The organism is Frigoribacterium sp. AP1, assembly GCF_056680555.1.
On the sequence record NZ_CM155288.1, the window covers coordinates 1,632,889 to 1,648,780 of the forward strand.

General features: G+C 73.2%; 12 protein-coding genes. 6 read left to right on the top strand and 6 right to left on the bottom strand.

Annotated features, from left to right (window positions below; translation table 11 throughout):
• The first annotated feature begins 385 nt into the window (after nt 1-385).
• The 3 genes from AC1MBW_RS07850 to AC1MBW_RS07860 all read left to right on the top strand — a co-directional run bounded on the left by AC1MBW_RS07850 (nt 386) and on the right by AC1MBW_RS07860 (nt 5,390).
• Nucleotides 386-2,461, top strand: coding sequence for a glycosyltransferase family 2 protein (locus AC1MBW_RS07850; RefSeq protein ID WP_480026058.1), 2,076 nt, complete (start codon nt 386-388; stop codon nt 2,459-2,461).
• On the top strand, nt 2,458-3,189 hold the full coding sequence (locus tag AC1MBW_RS07855; protein WP_054145227.1) for an efflux RND transporter periplasmic adaptor subunit: 732 nt from the start codon (nt 2,458-2,460) through the stop codon (nt 3,187-3,189). Before AC1MBW_RS07850 ends, AC1MBW_RS07855 begins: the two co-directional genes overlap by 4 nt.
• Before the next feature lie 146 nt (nt 3,190-3,335).
• Complete coding sequence (locus AC1MBW_RS07860; protein ID WP_480026059.1) at nt 3,336-5,390, top strand: glycosyl hydrolase; 2,055 nt, start codon at nt 3,336-3,338, stop codon at nt 5,388-5,390.
• 27 nt (nt 5,391-5,417) lie between these two features.
• Here AC1MBW_RS07860 and AC1MBW_RS07865 read toward each other — a convergent pair whose 3' ends face one another.
• The gene (locus AC1MBW_RS07865; protein WP_480026060.1) at nt 5,418-7,058 is read right to left on the bottom strand and encodes an outer membrane protein assembly factor BamB family protein; all 1,641 of its coding nucleotides are present in this window, start codon (nt 7,056-7,058) and stop codon (nt 5,418-5,420) included.
• Nucleotides 7,059-7,181: 123 nt separating this feature from the next.
• Here AC1MBW_RS07865 and AC1MBW_RS07870 point away from each other — a divergent pair, with 123 nt between their 5' ends.
• Together AC1MBW_RS07870 and AC1MBW_RS07875 are read left to right on the top strand one after the other, a co-directional pair.
• The gene (locus AC1MBW_RS07870) at nt 7,182-7,445 is read left to right on the top strand and encodes a hypothetical protein (RefSeq protein ID WP_480024088.1); all 264 of its coding nucleotides are present in this window, start codon (nt 7,182-7,184) and stop codon (nt 7,443-7,445) included.
• A 3-nt stretch (nt 7,446-7,448) separates the two neighbouring features.
• Complete coding sequence (locus tag AC1MBW_RS07875; protein WP_480024089.1) at nt 7,449-7,925, top strand: N-acetyltransferase family protein; 477 nt, start codon at nt 7,449-7,451, stop codon at nt 7,923-7,925.
• 9 nt (nt 7,926-7,934) lie between these two features.
• Here AC1MBW_RS07875 and AC1MBW_RS07880 read toward each other — a convergent pair whose 3' ends face one another.
• From AC1MBW_RS07880 to AC1MBW_RS07900, 5 genes are all read right to left on the bottom strand, one after another.
• Nucleotides 7,935-8,603 (bottom strand): response regulator, encoded by a 669-nt coding sequence (locus tag AC1MBW_RS07880; protein ID WP_480024090.1) that lies wholly within the window; start codon nt 8,601-8,603, stop codon nt 7,935-7,937.
• Nucleotides 8,600-9,961: a sensor histidine kinase gene (locus tag AC1MBW_RS07885; RefSeq protein ID WP_480024091.1), complete on the bottom strand. Its 1,362-nt coding sequence runs from the start codon at nt 9,959-9,961 to the stop codon at nt 8,600-8,602. The genes AC1MBW_RS07880 and AC1MBW_RS07885 overlap by 4 nt, the downstream gene beginning before the upstream one ends.
• 10 nt (nt 9,962-9,971) lie before the next feature.
• Nucleotides 9,972-11,147, bottom strand: coding sequence for an amidoligase family protein (locus AC1MBW_RS07890; protein ID WP_480024092.1), 1,176 nt, complete (start codon nt 11,145-11,147; stop codon nt 9,972-9,974).
• A gap of 116 nt (nt 11,148-11,263) precedes the next feature.
• Nucleotides 11,264-12,028, bottom strand: coding sequence for a hypothetical protein (locus AC1MBW_RS07895; protein ID WP_480024093.1), 765 nt, complete (start codon nt 12,026-12,028; stop codon nt 11,264-11,266).
• A gap of 240 nt (nt 12,029-12,268) precedes the next feature.
• Nucleotides 12,269-14,068, bottom strand: a complete 1,800-nt coding sequence (locus AC1MBW_RS07900; protein WP_480024094.1) for a PQQ-binding-like beta-propeller repeat protein — start codon at nt 14,066-14,068, stop codon at nt 12,269-12,271.
• Nucleotides 14,069-14,194: 126 nt separating this feature from the next.
• Between AC1MBW_RS07900 and AC1MBW_RS07905 the strand changes: the two genes are divergently transcribed.
• Nucleotides 14,195-15,742: an APC family permease gene (locus AC1MBW_RS07905; protein ID WP_480024095.1), complete on the top strand. Its 1,548-nt coding sequence runs from the start codon at nt 14,195-14,197 to the stop codon at nt 15,740-15,742.
• Nucleotides 15,743-15,892: the final 150 nt, after the last annotated feature.

Here is a 15,892-nt window from a genome sequence, read left to right on the forward strand (position 1 = left end):
CGGACGGGGTGAGACGGGTGAGTGTTCGCGGGCAACGGGTGTCACCTCCCCGCTGTCCACGCGGGCTGTGACCCGTTCGAGGGGGCTTGCCCCCCGAACGGGTGTCGTCGATCGGCTCGAACGACCCTGTACTGTTTCGACACGTCCCCGGAACGGTCCCCCGAAAGGCCCACACCGGAGACGAGCCCGTCGATCGAATGGCCCGAACCACTCGCAGTCGACGGACACGAAACGGGAGACCCGAACTCCCACCCGACCGCCGCCCACCCCGGCGCGTCACCTCGAGTCGCCGCTGTCGCCGACGCCCCTCCGGACGTCCGACGGCGGTTCCCCACCGCCGTCGGCGTCCGGTCGTCTCTCAGACCCGAACCCGGAGAGAACACGCATGTCCCGAACCATGCGCGTCCGCGACAGCGACGCCGACAACCGACCCCTGACCGGTGCACCCGACACCGACCCCACCCTCGACGTGGCACCTCGTTCGCGCAGCGAACTGAAGCGCCTCGCACACGACGAGGTGCGCGGGTCGCGGGCCCGCCCCTCGACCCGCATGACGAGCGACCACCACGCGTCGGTCGTCTCGCGCACCGAGGGGCGCGCGCACTCGCCGTTCATGGTGCTGCTCGTGCTGGCCTGCACCATGGGCATCCTGCTCTACGGGCAGTTCCTGCTGAACCCCGCCAACCGGGGCGACCTGCTGCCCTACGTCGCGGTCATCATCGCCGAGGCCGTCCTGGTCCTCCAGGCCCTGCTGGCGATGTGGACCATCCTCTCGGGCGGTCAGAACCCCCGGGACTTCGACTTCCACTCGACGCAGGACACCCTGTACGACGAAGAGGCCATCGACCGCCTCGGCGTCCGCGACCAGCCGCACCTCTGGCCGATCGTCGTCGACGGCGAACGCAAGGTGGTCGACGTCTTCGTCACGGTCTACGGCGAGGAGCTCTCGAAGATCGCCATGACGGTCCAGGCCGCCGTCGCGATGCAGGGCGAGCACCGCACCTGGGTGCTCGACGACGGCCGCAGCGACGAGGTCAAGGACCTCGCGGCGACGCTCGGCGCCCGCTACATCCGCCGGCTGACCAGCAACGGCGCCAAGGCGGGCAACGTCAACTACGCCCTGTCGGTGGCGAAGGGCGACTACTTCGCCATCTTCGACGCGGACTTCGTGCCCAAACCGATGTTCCTGCACGAGACCGTGCCGTTCTTCGTCGACGAGAAGGTCGCCTTCGTGCAGACCCCGCAGTCGTACGGCAACCTCGTCAGCATCGTCAGCCGCGGCGCGGGCTACATGCAGGCCGTCTTCTACCGGTACATCCAGCCCGGTCGCAACCGCTTCAACGCGGCGTTCTGCGTGGGCACCAACGTCATCTTCCGCCGCGCGGCGATCGACGAGGTCGGCGGCATCGACACCGACTCGAAGTCCGAGGACGTCTGGACGAGCCTGTTCCTGCACGAGGCCGGCTGGCGGTCGATCTACATCCCGATGACGCTCGCGATCGGCGACGCCCCCGAGACCATCGAGGCCTACAGCAAGCAGCAGCTGCGCTGGGCGACCGGCGGCTTCGAGATCCTCTTCCGGCACAACCCGCTGAGCCCCCGTCGCACCCTGACGATGGACCAGCGGTTCCAGTACACGTTGACGGCGACGCACTACCTCACGGGCATCGCCCCGCTGCTGCTGATCATGGTGCCGCCGATGGAGATCTTCTTCGACCTGCGCCCGATGAACCTGCACATCTCCGTGCTGCAGTGGCTGCTCTTCTACTCGGGCTTCTACCTGCTGCAGATCGCGCTGGCGTTCTTCACCCTCGGGTCGTTCCGCTGGGAGGTCCTCATGCTGGCCTCCGTCTCGTTCCCGATCTACGTCAAGGCGTTGTGGAACGTGCTGAGCGGCAAGGACACCGCCTGGCACGTGACCGGCGGAGGCAAGGCGTCGAGTCCGTTCAACGTGCTCGTCCCCCAGGTGCTGTTCTGGCTCTTCCTGACCTTGACGTCGCTCGTGGCGATCTGGCGCGACTGGGACAACCGGGTGCTCACCCTGGCCACGGTCTGGAACCTGATCAACACCGCCGTGCTCTCGGCCTTCCTGCTCGCGGCCCTCCGCGAGGCGAAGGCGATCAAGCGGGCGTCCCGCTCGGGGTCGAGCGCCCGCACGACCGTCGCCGGTCCGGTCGGCACCGGCCCCGTGCCCGTGCAGGCCCTCCGCACCCAGATCGCACGACCGCTGCCCCGCAGCCACGACGAGTTCCTCGAGCTGTCGGCCGAGCAACGACACGAGCAACGGCGTCGTGACGACGAGCGTCGTCACCTGCTCGAGGCCCGACTGGCGGTCGTCGACGAGCACCGCTCCGACGAGCACCGTCACGACGAGCACCGCGCCGACGAGGCGCAGCACGCCGGAACGGCGACCGGACCCGACCGACACGACACGAACGACCGAGAGAAGGTGGTCTCATGACCTGGGGAAACAGGATCAAGATGACCGTGGGCATCCTCGTGGTGATCGCCCTCGTGGCCGTCTTCACCGTCATCTTCACGCAACGGCAGGCGCAGGTCATCAGCACCAGTGCGGCCATCGCGAGCCAGGACTTCTCCGTCGGCACCGACTACAGCGGCACGGTCACCTCCACCGACGCCGAGGTCGGCGACCGGGTCTCGAAGGGCGACGTCCTCTTCTCGCTCCAGAGCCCCTCGCTGCAGAAGGATCTCGCCGACGACGTGGTCGTCCCCGACACGGACGCCTACACGGTGGCCGACGACGGCACGATCACCTTCATGGCCACCGTCGACGGCACGCTGTCGCAGCTCGACGTCCGCGAGGGCGGGTTCCTCGGGTCGGGCACGTCCGTCGCCACGATCGAGAAGGCCGGCACGCTCTTCGTGGACGCCGACTTCACGCTCACGCCCCGCGACTACGAGCGCATCCAGGACGGCGCGACCGTCGACGTCATGCTGCCGAACCAGCAGGTCGTCGAGGGCAGCGTCGACCTGGTCAGCGTGCAGACCAAGGACGGTGCGGCCGCGGCCACGGTCCGCGTGGTCAGCGACCAGCTGAGCGAGGGGGCCTACAACGGCCTCGTCGCGAGCGGCACGCCGGTCGAGGCGACCATGCACCTGCGCGACGACGGCATCCTCGCGGGGCCGGTGGACACCATGCAGGACTTCCTGCGCCAGATCGGGGTCTGACGATCCCCGGCGCACGGAGCAAGACGACGGGTCGGTCCGACCGACGGGATCGTTCGGGATCACCGATCGGTTCCGGGCCGGCCCGTCACCCCCAGGAGGCGCGGGGCGGTACCCGACGCGCCCCGCGCCTCCTGACCCTCCGCCGCGTGGCCGCGGGTGTCGCCCTCGGCACGGCCGGCGTGCTCGTGCTGGCCGGGTGCACCGGCGGCTCGGGCACGGACGGCGACACCACGGGCCGACCCGACGCCGGAGGCGACGTGTTCCCCGCCTCTCAGGTCGACCCCCTCGTGGCCGCCCTGCCGCAGGAGTCGGTCGGCGCCGTGCCGACCATGCGCCTCGCCGACGGGCTCGTCCCGCCGACCAACACCTGGTTCTCGGGGCTCGTGTTCGGCGACGAGCCGACGCCCGTGTTCCCGTTCCCGATCTCGTTCCAGCTGACGGAGGCCGGCTTCGCCGCGGGTCTGCCGGTGCCGGTGGCCTCCGAGAAGGCGATCGTGTCGCCCGCCCTGCCCGACGTCACCCTCGACGTCGGCGCCTCGTCGACCGAGGTCAGCGCCTACGACGACGTCTCGGTCACGATCGCCCACCTCGACGGCGACACGGTGCTCGGTCACACGACCGTCGCCGAGGGCTCGCCGCTCGTCTCGTACACCGCCGCGACCGCGCAGACCGACACCCTCGGCACGGCCGTGACCACCGCCGGCGAGGGGCGCGGCACGCTCACGATCGGCGACACGACGTGGGGCGTGGCCGTCACGGGCGGCGGCCTCGACGGCACGGCGGTCCGGCTCGACGAGGGCGGCTCGGTCGTGCTCGTGCCGCTGCCCGACGGAGCCACCGACGACCAGGTCGCGACGGTGCTCGACGCGGCCGCCTCGCCGCTGGTGTCGGTGACGACCGCGCACCGCGCCTCCGGGTCCGGGTCGTCGGCGGTGTCGACCACCGAGCTCGGCTACGAGACGGCCGCCGCGGGAGACACCCTGCTCGTGTCGGCCCCGCACATGGGCGACGCGGCGACGGGCGGCGGCACCGGGCTGAGCTACGAGACGATCTACGGCACCGTCCCGTTGTCCGTCGGTTCGACGCTGTCGTTCGACGCACCGGTCACGACGGCCTCGACCGAGCTCGACCTCTCGGGGCTGAGCGACGACCAGAGGCAGCAGCTCGAGGACCAGGTCGAGGCCGACGTCGCGGCGACGGAGGCCCCCGCGGCGGACACCTACTTCGGCGGCAAGGCGCTCTACCGCTCGGCGATGCTGTTGCAGCTCGCCCGGCAGCTCGGCGACGACGCGTCGGCCGACACCCTCCGCACCTCCCTCGTCGACCGCCTCGACACCTGGACCGACCCCTCGGGCTGCGAGACGCGCGAGCAGGAGTGCTTCGTCTACGACCCCGCCGTGAAGGGGGTCGTCGGCAAGGTGGCCTCGTTCGGCTCGGACGAGTTCAACGACCACTACTTCCACTACGGCTACTTCCTCTACGCCGCCGGCGTGGTCGCGGCCGACGACCCCGAGCTGGCCGAGCGGTGGAGCCCCGTCATGGACCTGCTCGCGGCCGACATCGCCTCGGGCGCCGACAACGGGTCCTTCCCCGACCGACGGGCGTTCGACCCGTACTGGTCGCACAGCTGGGCCTCGGGCTACTCGCCGTTCGCCGACGGCAACAACCAGGAGTCGTCGTCCGAGGCGGTCACCGCCTACGCCGGCCTGTCGCTGTGGGCCGCGGCCACGGGCGACGACGCACTCGGCGACGAGGCGTCCTGGATGCTCAGCGCCGAGGCCTCGTCGGCGCTGGCCTACTGGCTGAACCCCGACCTGACCGGCCCGACGTCCGACGGCTACGACCACGAGATCGTGTCGCTGACCTGGGGCGGCAAACGCGACTACGGCACCTGGTTCTCGGCCGAACCGTCGGCGATCGCGGGCATCCAGCTGATCCCGCTCAGCCCGTCCTCGGTGTCGTACCTGACGTCGTCGGCCGCCGGCGGTGCCGAGCGGATCGCCGCCGTCGTCGCCGAGGCGAGCGCGTCCGGCTTCGACACGCCTCTGGGTGACTACGTGCTGATGTACTCGGCACTGCAGGGGCCCGACCAGGCCGCAGCGGCCCTGACGGCGCTCGCCGACCTGCCCGAGACGGGCATCGACGACGGCAACTCGCGGGCCTACGCGATGGCGTACGTCATGAGCGCCGGGGCGCGGTAGGGCGCAGAGGGCAGGAGGCGCGGGTCGTCAGCCGACGACGCGCACCGGGTCGACGAGACGCTGCACGCTGCCGTCGGGGTGGTTCGCCACGAGCGCGCCGCCCCAGAAGCCCAGCTGGTCGCGGTCGGTGTCGAGCTGCCAGAGGCGGTGGCCGTCGGACAGGTCGAAGGCGGTGACCGTCGACGTGCGGCCGCTCGAGGCGGTCGTGGCGTAGCCGGTCGTGCGGCCGACCAGCGCGATCTGGGACTCGCCCGGCACCACCGCCCGGGCCACCTCGTGGCCGGACGCCGCGTCGAGCAGGCGGACGGTGCGCTCGGCCGCCTCGTCCGACGTGAGGTCGCCCGAGACCGCCGCCGCGCCTCCTGGTTCGAAGGTCTGGGCGAAGACGAGCGACCCCCGGTCGCCGGCGGGATCGGTGGTCACGCGGGCGAGCCCGTGACGGCGGTCGCGGGGCGGGGTGGTCCAGAGCTCGGCACCCGTGCGTCGGTCGACGCAGACCACCCCGGGCGTGGTCGAGAAGACGACGCAGTCGCCGGTCGTCTGGACGCCGCGGTCCTGACGGAAGCCGTGCCGCCAGAGCTCGCGGCCGTCGAGCGAGAGCGCGACGACGGTGCCGTCGGTGTCGTCGGTCGAGGTGGGGATCGCGGGATCGAGGCCCACCACGACGAGGTCGCCGTCGACGACGAGGGTGGTGGCGGTCGGCAGGTCGGGCCCCCAGGCGTGCGTCTCGCCGGTGCGTCCGTCGACCGCGGTGATGACACCGCCGTCGAGGACGAGCAGACCGTCGGGGGTCAGCGCTTCGTCCTGGCTGCCGGTGGTCTCGCCCGTCCACACGGGGGTGTCGAGGTCGTCGGCGGCGTAGAGCGAGAACTCGCCCGTGCCGGGCTCGGCGTCGTAGTAGACGCGCGAGTCCTGGTACGAGAACTGCGGGTCGCTCGAGACGAGGGCCCAGGAGGCGGTGGCGTCGGTCAGGCGGGCGCGCCCGTTCGGCGAGGTGGTCACGTCGGTCAGCTCGCCGGTGCCGAGGTCGAGGCGGGCGTACGACGAGGCGAACCCGTCCCCGCCGAAGCCCAGCGTCGAGACGAGGGTCGTGTCGGTGGCGTCGTCGGCGGGCCAGACCTGCACGAAGCCGCTGCCGGCGTCGAGCTCGGTGCCGAGGTCGACCCACCACCGGACGGTGCCGTCGGCGGGGTCGATGCGGGCGAGTCGGCTGACGCTCTGCGCGCTGCTGCCGAAGCCGCCGTCGAACCGGCAGTCGGTGTCGCCGGCGGTGTCGTCGTCGCTCGCCGTGCCGTCGTCGCCCGCGGCGCCGCCGGCGCTGACGAGGACGTCGCCGCCGAGCCGGTCGGGGCCCACCGCGGGCTCGGCCTGCCAGAGCAGGCAGCGGCCCTGGTCCGCCGGCACGCCGACGTCGGCCGGCGAGAGCGTCCACGACTCGGGGACGGGCTCGTGCCGCAGGTCGTCGCCGACGACGCCGTCGAGCGCGGTGGCCGACGAGTACCGCGGTGCCTCGACCAGGCCGACGGTCGTGACGAGCGCTGCGGCGACGACGACCGCGGCGGTCACGAGCGCGAGCCGACGAGGGCGGGAGGCGCGGTGCCAGACGGCGGCCCCGCGGCGGCGGGCGCGCGCGAGCGGCTGGTCGCTCGGTCGGGCGTCGTCCGTCACCCGGCCATGCTACGAGTCGGGTGCGGGGGCGGGCCGTGAGCGGTCCCGGGGTCGCGACCCGCGCCTCCTGGGCTCCCGGGGTCGGCCGTTAAGCTGGTGCGGGCCGTCCGGTCCCGCCTGTCGGTGCCCGAGCGGCGCCGCTCGTTCGCCCTGTCATCGCCCGTCCCTCGAAGGAGCCGTGCCATCGAAGCCGTCGTCATCTCGCTGCTCGCCCTGGCGATCGTCGTGCTCGTGGTGATCCAGGTGATCTACCGTCGCCGCGTGCTCCAGCGCCGAGAGGCCGCCGGCCAGCGCGTCGTCGGTCGTGGCACCTACGTCGTGTTCGGCGTCATGGCGGCGTTCTTCCTCTTCGCGGTGTTCGTGTTCCCGTTGCTGGTGCGGGGGTAGCTCGTGTCGCACGAGACGCGCCCTGCCGACGCGGCCGATCTCGAGGCGTGCCTGGCGGTCTGGGTCGCGGCGTGCGCGGCGCGCGACGGGCAGGCGTTCGACGGGGTCGCCGAGCGGGCCCGGCCGAAGTTCGACGCGGGCGTCGTCTGGCTGATCGCGGACGGCGTCGACGGGGTCGACGGCTTCGTGCTCGCGACCCGCCCGGGCAGCGGCCTGCCCGCAGACCCGGTCGACGCCCCGGTGCTCGGCCTGTTGGCGACCGCTCCCGACGCCCAGGCGCGAGGGCTGGGGCGTGCGCTGCTGAGAGAGGCCACCGCGCGGCTGGCCTCGCTCGGGTACGAGCGCGCCGTGTTGCACGCACTCCTCGACAACGTCGCCGCGGTCGGGCTCTACGAGAGCGAGGGGTGGGTCGCCGCCGGCGAACCGTTCGAGCACTCGTTGTTGAGGCGGCCCTCGCAGCGGTTCGACCGGGTGCTCTGAGAGGACGGCTCAGCCACCCTCGGGGCGGGCGAAGCCGGAGCGGAACGCGAAGACGGCCGCCTGCACGCGGGTGCGGCTGTCGGTCTTGGCCAGCAGGCTCGAGATGTGGCTCTTCACGGTGGCCGTGCTGACGAAGAGCTCTCGGGCGATGTCGACGTTGCTGAGGCCGCGCGCGACGGCGTCGAGCACGTCCCGCTCGCGGTCGCTCAGCGAGTCCAGGGCCGCCCGGTGGCGCACGGCGTCCGGCGACGCGGGGGCCGGGGCGACCCGTTGCTCGATGAGGGCCCGCGTCATGGCCGGGTCGATCAGGGAATCGCCGCGGGCCGCCGACCGCACCGCGGCGGCGATGAGGTCGGGCCCGGAGTCTTTCAGCAGGAAACCCGAGGCGCCGGCCGCGATGCCGTCGAACAGGTGCTCGTCGTCGTCGAAGGTCGTGATGAGGACCACGGCGCAGCCGATCGCCGGCACGATGCGTCGCGTGGCCGAGATGCCGTCGAGCCGGGGCATCCGGATGTCCATCACGACGACGTCGGGTCTCAGGGCGAGGGCGTCGGTGACGGCGTCCTCGCCGTCGGCGCTCTGCCCGACGACGTCGACGTCCGGTTCGGCGTCGAGCATCGTCGCGAGCCCGGCTCGGGCGATCGCTTGGTCGTCGACCACCAGCACCCGCAGCGTCATGCCGCCCGCCCTGCCGTCGACCCGGAAGCCGGTGTCGACCCGGAAGCCGGTGTCGACGCGGAAGCCGGTGCCGACGCGGCAGCCGTCGCGGCCGGCGCTGCCGGTGCCGGTGCCGGTGCCGGTGCCGTCGCCGGCAGTTCGGCCCGGACCTGCCAACCGGCCCCCTCGGGGTCCGGCCCCGCGACCAGCGAGCCGCCGAGGGCACCGACCCGATCGCGCAGGGACGGCAGGCCGGCTCCGCCTCGGGGCACGTCGGGGAACCGTTCGCGGGCGGGTCCCGGGTCGGTCACCGTGACGACCGTCACGCCGGACGTGTCGTCGACGGTGACGTGCACGCGGTGCGCCGACGAGTGCAGCATCGCGTTCGTCATTCCCTCGCGCACCACGGCGAGGACCGCGGCGCGACGCTCGGTCGGCAGGTCGTCGCCGTCGAGGTGCACCGCGCTGTCGACCTCGTAGCCGAGTGACGTCAGGCGGTGCGTCATCTGCGCCAGTTCGTCGATGACCGACGTCGCCCCGGTGGCGCCTCCGGGTGCCGCCCGGAGCACGCGCAGCACCCCGCGGATGCGTCCCAGGACGTCCTGCCCGCCCGCGGCGATGTCCCTCATGGCCGGGGCCAGCTGCTCGGGGTGCTCGTCGGCGACCCGCAGGGCGGCCTGCGCCCGGATGACCAGGGCGGCGACGTGGTGGCCGACCTCGTCGTGGACGTCCCGGGCGATGCGGGTGCGTTCGTGCTCGGCGATGCGGGCGACCTCGCCCGCCCGCAGCACGAGCAGCTCACGGTTCGTCCTCGCGAGCTCGGTCGTGGCCTCGCGCTGCCGCCGGAGGAGGAGGGCGACCACCACGACGAGGCCGCACGCCATGAGCCGGCCGAGCACGACCGAACGGTCCTGCCCCACGTCCGACAGCAGCACCTGCGAGAGGGGCACTCCCTGGACGCCCGCCGCGGCGACGTCACGCCAGGGCAGCACGACGAGCACGGCCAGGGTGGCGAAGGTCGCCGCGCTGGCGAACACCGGCCCGCGACCCGAGATGGTCAGGAAGACCACGACGGCGAGGGGCAGGAGCGCCACGGGCGGCCCGAGGTAGAGGCCGTACAGCGCCGGGGGGAGGGGTGCGAGGGTCGTGTAGGCCGTGAAGCCGGTGACGACGGCCAGCGTCTCGACGGGCCACCGGTCGAGGGCCGCGCACGCGACCAGCGCCACGACGCCGAGGTAGAGGTACCCCGGGAGCGCCTGCGGGTACCACTCGAGTCGCAGAGCGAGGGCGAGCCCGCCGAAGTAGGCGACCCCGACCAGCGCCAGCACCACGAGTCGGGTGCGTCCCCACCCGGCCGTCGTGGTCCCGTTCGTCTGCACGGCCTCCACGCTAACGCCGACCCCGCGCCGTGGCCTCGGCCGAAAGGACCAATCCGGCGGGGTCGGCCGTGCGGGCCAGGTCGAGCAGCTCGGCTGCGGCCCCGCGCGCGTCGGTGCTCGTCGGGCGCGGCACGGGCTCCGCCTCGAGGCAGCGGGCCAGCAGCCGCTCGACCAGGCCCGCACGGCGGGTGAGGTCCGCGGCGTCGAGGGTGCCCGGCAGGATGCGGACCTCGACGGTGTCCCGCACGGGCCGGTCGGTCACCAGCGCGGTCAGGTTGACGTCGGCGTACTTCGTCAGCCCGGTGCCCGCGGCGGCCGACTGCAGCTGCGACCAGTCGAGGGTCGTCGCCGAGCCCGTCTGGTCCGCGCGGGCGACGAGCTCGACCAGGGCGGACGGCAGCGGCGCCAGGCGCGTGCACGCGGGGTTCGTCCCCAGCGCGGCCCGCAGGGGCTCGTGCCACCACGAGAAGAGGCGCACCAGGTTCGAGAAGGCAGCGACCGATCGGAACGGGGCACCGTCGAGGTGCAGGTGCACGGCCGCCTCGACGGGCACCGTGAAGCCGAGTTCGCGGGCCGGCTCGAGCAGGCCCTCGAGGGCGGCCTCGTGGTCGGCGACGAGCGGCGGCGTGACGATCTCGCACGGTCGCTCGCGTCCCGCTGCCAGCGCCGAGGCCAGGGCGATGCTCGAGCCCGCGCCGTCGCGCAGGCGACGCACGGCGCCGACCGTCTCGACCGTGCTGCCGAAGAGGGTGGCCGCGTCGTCGAGGGCGCGGTCGAAGGGCGTGTCGGGGGACGAGTGCCGGGCCACGAGACGCAGGAGGCGCGGGTCGTCGGACAGCACACGGTACGACCGGTCGTCGGGCGGGACCGCGTCGGCGGGGCGCGTGTCCGTCGAGGACCCGGCCCGCGCCTCCTCGTGGTCACGGCGGAGGTCGTCGACGAGCGTGACGTCGTCGACGAGCTCGGCGACGGGGCCGCCGCGGGCGTCGGAGACGACGTAGCCCGGCGTCAGGTGCCAGAAGTGGCCCATGCCCGGCACGAGCGACGGCTCGGAGTCCGTGTGGAAGATGCGGGTGACCTGACCGTCGAGGTCGCTCGCGAGACGGTCGGCGAGGGTGCGCCGGCTCGATCCGGGCGGGGCCAGCAGCTCGATCTCGAAGCCGATGCGGGAGTGGAGGGTCGTCATGGGGCTTCCGTGGGGAGGGCGGGTGCGGGTGCTCGTGCGGACCGGGCGGCGGCTCGGCCGCCCGGTCCTGCCGCCGGGTCGAGGACCCGGTCGGGTCGCCCGTCGGCGGGTGGGCGTCAGAGGGGCAGGTCGTCCCCGGCCAGGAGGGCGGCGCCGGCCCGCACCACGGCCGACCGGGTGTCGCTCTGCCACAGGCCCGCCAGCTGGGCCGCCTCGGCGTCGCCGTAGCCGACGAGGTCGAAGGCCCGGGCGTCCTGGTCGTCGGTGTACGAGGTCGGCGCGGTGGGCACCTGTTCGTGGGCGAGCAGCAGGCCGCCGACCTTCGCCTTGGCCGTCGCGACGTCGTCGCTGCCCCAGGCCACGGCGAGCCCGAGGGCCTGGGTGAAGTCGTCCTGGAACGTCGTGTCGGTGCCCGCGGCGAAGAAGGCGGCTTCGCGTTGCTCGTCGGTGTAGGCCGTCGTCGTGGCTGCACCCGCCGCGAAGGGCAGCGCCGTGCCGGCCGTGAGTGCGGCTCCCGCCTTGCCCTTCGCCGTGGTCTGGTCCACTCCCCAGACGACCGCGAGGTTGAGGGCGTCGTCGGCGTAGGGCGAGGCGGCGAAGGCGGCCAGGTCGGCCGCGGTGTACGTGACCTTGGGCACGGTCGCCGTCGTGGGCTCCGACGCCGCCTGGGCGGCGGGCGAGCTGCCCGGAGCCGCGAGGGCGCCGAGTGCCCCGAGTCCGGCGATCGAGCCGGCGAGGGCGCAGGCGACGGCCGCGGTCGCCCCCACCCGGCGGAAGGCGCTGCCGGTCGAACGGCGCGCGGTGCCGGAGCGGTCGGTGCCGAGGCCCCGGGTCGTCGCGGTCGCGTCGCGGGTGTGGGTCGTGTCGGTCGTGTCGTTCATGTCGGTCTCCTCGGTCGTTCGTCAGGTCGGTCGATCGGGGTGACGTGGTCCGTCACTCCGCGACCACGGCCGACGCTAGGAGCCGTCGACACCGGGCGACAAGGCTTCGGGCCGGGGTCTGGCCGGTCGGGGGCGGACGATGGCCGTCGGGACGACTCCGTCGCGCCCCGGCCTCCTCCGAAGGGATGGTCCCGGGACGATTCTCCCGGAATGCCGGCCGGCCGGCTGTGTCGAGCCGTGTCACCCGCCGGCCACGACCGCCGTGCCGTCTCCGAGGCGGCGGATGAGTCCGTCCTGGGTCGTCACGACGAGGTGCGGCCCCCAGAACTCGGACGCCAGCAGCCCGTCACGGGCCGTCCGCCAGAGCTCTCGGCCGCTGGCCCGGTCGAGGGCGACGACCGCCAGTCGCCCGTCGACCCCGAAGATCTGCAGGTAGACGGTCGTGCGTCCCTGGGCCAGCGGTGCCGTGTACCCGGGCAGGGTCGCCTCGGAGACCACGCGCCCGTCGTCGGCATCGAACGTCGTGACGGTCGACGTCTCGTCGCCGAAGCCGCTGGACGGTGAGACGGTGACCTGCACCTCGTCGTACGCGGAGCTCGGCGAGGGGTTCCACCCCGACTGGACCGTCTGCCCGCTGGCGACGAGGACCGTCGTCGACCACACGGTCTCGCCCGTCGAGGGCGACAGGCAGGTGATCGAGGCCCGGCCCTCGGGCTCGTCCGCGTCGGCGGTGTCGCCCGTGTCGTCCGAGTCCCTCGGCCCGGCGACCACCGGGTCGCCGCTGGCGACGGTGGACGTGACCGTGACGCACCGATCCGACACGATGAGCGAGGCGTCGGCCGACAGGTCGGCCGTCCAGTCCACGGTGCCCGGCCGCTCCTGCGAGAAGGCGACGAGCTGCTGCCCGGAGGGCGCGGCGAGCGTCACGACCACGTGGTCGCCGGCCGCCTGGGGCCAGCCGTACGTGTCGTCGTCGACCGGCAGGCGGTGCTCGTCACCGGTGCCGGCGTCGATCACCCGTGACCCGTCCCCGGCCGACGTCAGCACGTAGAACTCGTCGTCGACGAGCCTCACCGTGGCCTGCGACGGTTCGTCGCCCTGCCACGAGACGGTGTCGAGATCGTCGAGGACGTGGAGCTCGAACCGCGTGACGTCGTCCTCGTCGGTGGTCGGCCCCGAGCCGTCGGCCCCGAACCGGGACCGGGGCTGGTGCGAGACCAGGACGCTGGTCGTCGAGACCTCCTCGATCCGCGTCACCTGGTCGCGGTCGGCCGATTCGACGGCCGCGGACCGGTCGGTCACCTCGCCCGTCCGCAGGTCCAGCCGGGCCAGGGTCGACCCGGCGTCGAGCTCGACGACCAGGGTGGCCGCTCGTCCGTCGACGTCCGGGGTCACCCAGACCGACCGAACCGCCCGGCCGAGGGCCGTGGCCACGTTCGCGTTCCACTCGAGGGCGCCCGTGCCGCCGTCCACCCGGGCGAGACGCCCTCCGGCGCCACCGCACCGGTCCGACAACTCGGTCGACTGGGCCGCGAGCAGCGCGTCGTCGCCCACCATGCCGATCCGCCCCCAGGCCACGCAGCCCTCCGGCGTGCCGGGCGTCGAGGCGCCGGCCAGGTCGGTCTGCCAGACGGTCGCCGTGGGCTCTCCGCGCAGGTCGTCGACCAGCATCGCCGGGCGCACCGGCTCGTCGTACCGCGGTTGCATCGCGAGGCCCGCCCCTGCGACGAGGGCGGTCACCACGGCGACGGCGCCGACCGTCAGCCCCAGGCGGCGACCCCGGGAGGCGCGGGTCCAGACCCGGCGCAGCGCACGACCCGCCCGGCGGCCGGCCGCCTGCAGCGGAGGCGGCTGCGCGCGCCTCCCTGCTCCGGTCGGCTCGACCCCGTCGCCCTCGTCGCGAGCGTCGGCCTCGGCGCGGGCATCGCGGTCGGGGAGGCGTTCGGCAGTCGAGGCGGGCGCGGTCGGGGAGTCGACCCGTGCCTCCCACGCTGCCGCCGGGCGCCCAGGGCGCTCGGGCTGCCACGACCGTCCGCTCACACCGCCCCCTCCCACCGGCCATGCTACGAGACGCGACCGGTCCGCCGGTATGCTGGCGCGTCGTCCCCCGAGACGGGGCCACACCGACCGTCGGCACCACCCGCCCGCACCACCCCAGGAGGCAGCATGAGCACCGTCCCCAAGGCCCGGGGGCTCAGCACCCTGTGGCGCACCAAGTCGGTCGAGTCGTCGCTCGCCGACTCGACGGGGCCCGAGAACGGGCTGAAGCGCTCGCTCGGCGTCACCGACCTGACCCTCATGGGCATCGCCGTCGCGGTCGGGGCCGGCATCTTCTCGGTGGGCGCCAACGCCGCCGCGAACTTCGCGGGCCCGGGCGTCACGCTGTCGTTCCTCCTCGCGGCCGTCACCTGCGGCCTCGCGATCATGTGTTACGCCGAGTTCGCCTCGACCATCCCCGTCGCGGGCAGCGCGTACACCTTCACCTACGCCACCCTCGGCGAGTTCCTGGCCTGGATCATCGGGTGGGACCTCATCCTCGAGACCCTCACCGGCGCCGCCGTCCTGGCCAAGTACTGGGGCATCTACCTCAGCACCGTGTTCTCCGGCTTCGGCCTCGACGTGCCCGACAGCCTGTCGATCGGGCCGCTCGAACTGAGCTGGGCGCCGTTCGTCATCGTCGCGTTCTTCACCGTGCTGCTCGTCCTGGGCACACAGCTCAGCTCGCGGGTCGGCAGCGTCTTCACGGTGATCAAGGTCGCGATCGTGCTGTTCGTCATCGTGGTCGGCTTCTTCTTCGTCAAGGCGTCGAACTACACGCCGTTCGTCCCCGCGTCGCAGCCCCGCCCGGCCGGCGAGGGCGACGTCTGGACGCAGTCCCTCTTCTCGTTCGTCTCGGGTGCCGAGCCCGCGCAGTACGGCGTCTTCGGCCTGCTCGCCGGTGCCTCGCTCGTCTTCTTCGCCTTCATCGGGTTCGACGTCGTCGCGACCAGCGCCGAAGAGGTCAAGAACCCGCAGAAGACCATGCCCCGCGGCATCTTCCTGGGCCTCGCCATCGTCACCGTGCTCTACGTGATGGTCTCGATCGTGCTCACCGGCATGGTGTCGTACCGCGACCTCGCCGCCGTCGAGGCCCCGACCCTGGCCACGGCCTTCGACCTGGTCGGCGTAGGCTGGGCGGCCCAGGTCATCGCGATCGGAGCCCTGATCGGCCTGACCACGGTCATCATGGTGCTGCTGCTCGGTCTCGCCCGCATCGTCTTCTCGATGGCGCGTGACGGCCTGCTGCCCCGCTGGCTCGCGAAGACCTCGGCCGTCCGTAAGACGCCCGTGCGCGTCCAGGTCATCGCCGGCGTCGTCGTCGCCCTGATCGCCGGCTTCACCGACGTCGGAGTCCTCGAAGAGATGATCAACATCGGCACGCTGTCGGCCTTCGTGCTGGTCAGCATCGGCGTCATCGTGCTGCGGCGCACGCGGCCCGACCTGCCGCGCGCGTTCCGGGTGCCGCTGTCGCCCGTGCTGCCGATCCTGTCGGCGGTGCTCTGCGTCTGGCTGATGTTCAACCTGACCACCCTCACCTGGGCACGGTTCGCCGTCTGGCTCGTGATCGGCGTCGTCGTGTACTTCGCCTACGGGCGTCGGCACTCGCGGGTCGGGCTCGGCGAGGACGCCGCCGCCCCGGCACCCGCCGTCGACGCCGGTGGCCAGCCGCGCTGAGCGGCACCGCCGATCGACGACGAACCCCGTTCCGGAAGACGAACCCCGAATCTTCGGGGTTCGTCGTCCGGAACGGGGTTCATCGCCGTGTGCCGCGGGGGTGACCGGCACGGGGGGTGACCGGCGCGGCCGGGCCGAGCGCGCCTCCTA

Bases quoted from the DNA above. Each gene is read 5' to 3' on its own strand.
- AC1MBW_RS07850 (WP_480026058.1), top strand. From the start codon at position 386: ATGTCCCGAACCATGCGCGTCCGCGACAGCGACGCCGACAACCGACCC.
- AC1MBW_RS07855 (WP_054145227.1), top strand. From the start codon at position 2,458: ATGACCTGGGGAAACAGGATCAAGATGACCGTGGGCATCCTCGTGGTG.
- AC1MBW_RS07880 (WP_480024090.1), bottom strand. From the start codon at position 8,603: ATGACGCTGCGGGTGCTGGTGGTCGACGACCAAGCGATCGCCCGAGCC.
- AC1MBW_RS07890 (WP_480024092.1), bottom strand. From the start codon at position 11,147: ATGACGACCCTCCACTCCCGCATCGGCTTCGAGATCGAGCTGCTGGCC.
- AC1MBW_RS07895 (WP_480024093.1), bottom strand. From the start codon at position 12,028: ATGAACGACACGACCGACACGACCCACACCCGCGACGCGACCGCGACG.
- AC1MBW_RS07905 (WP_480024095.1), top strand. From the start codon at position 14,195: ATGAGCACCGTCCCCAAGGCCCGGGGGCTCAGCACCCTGTGGCGCACC.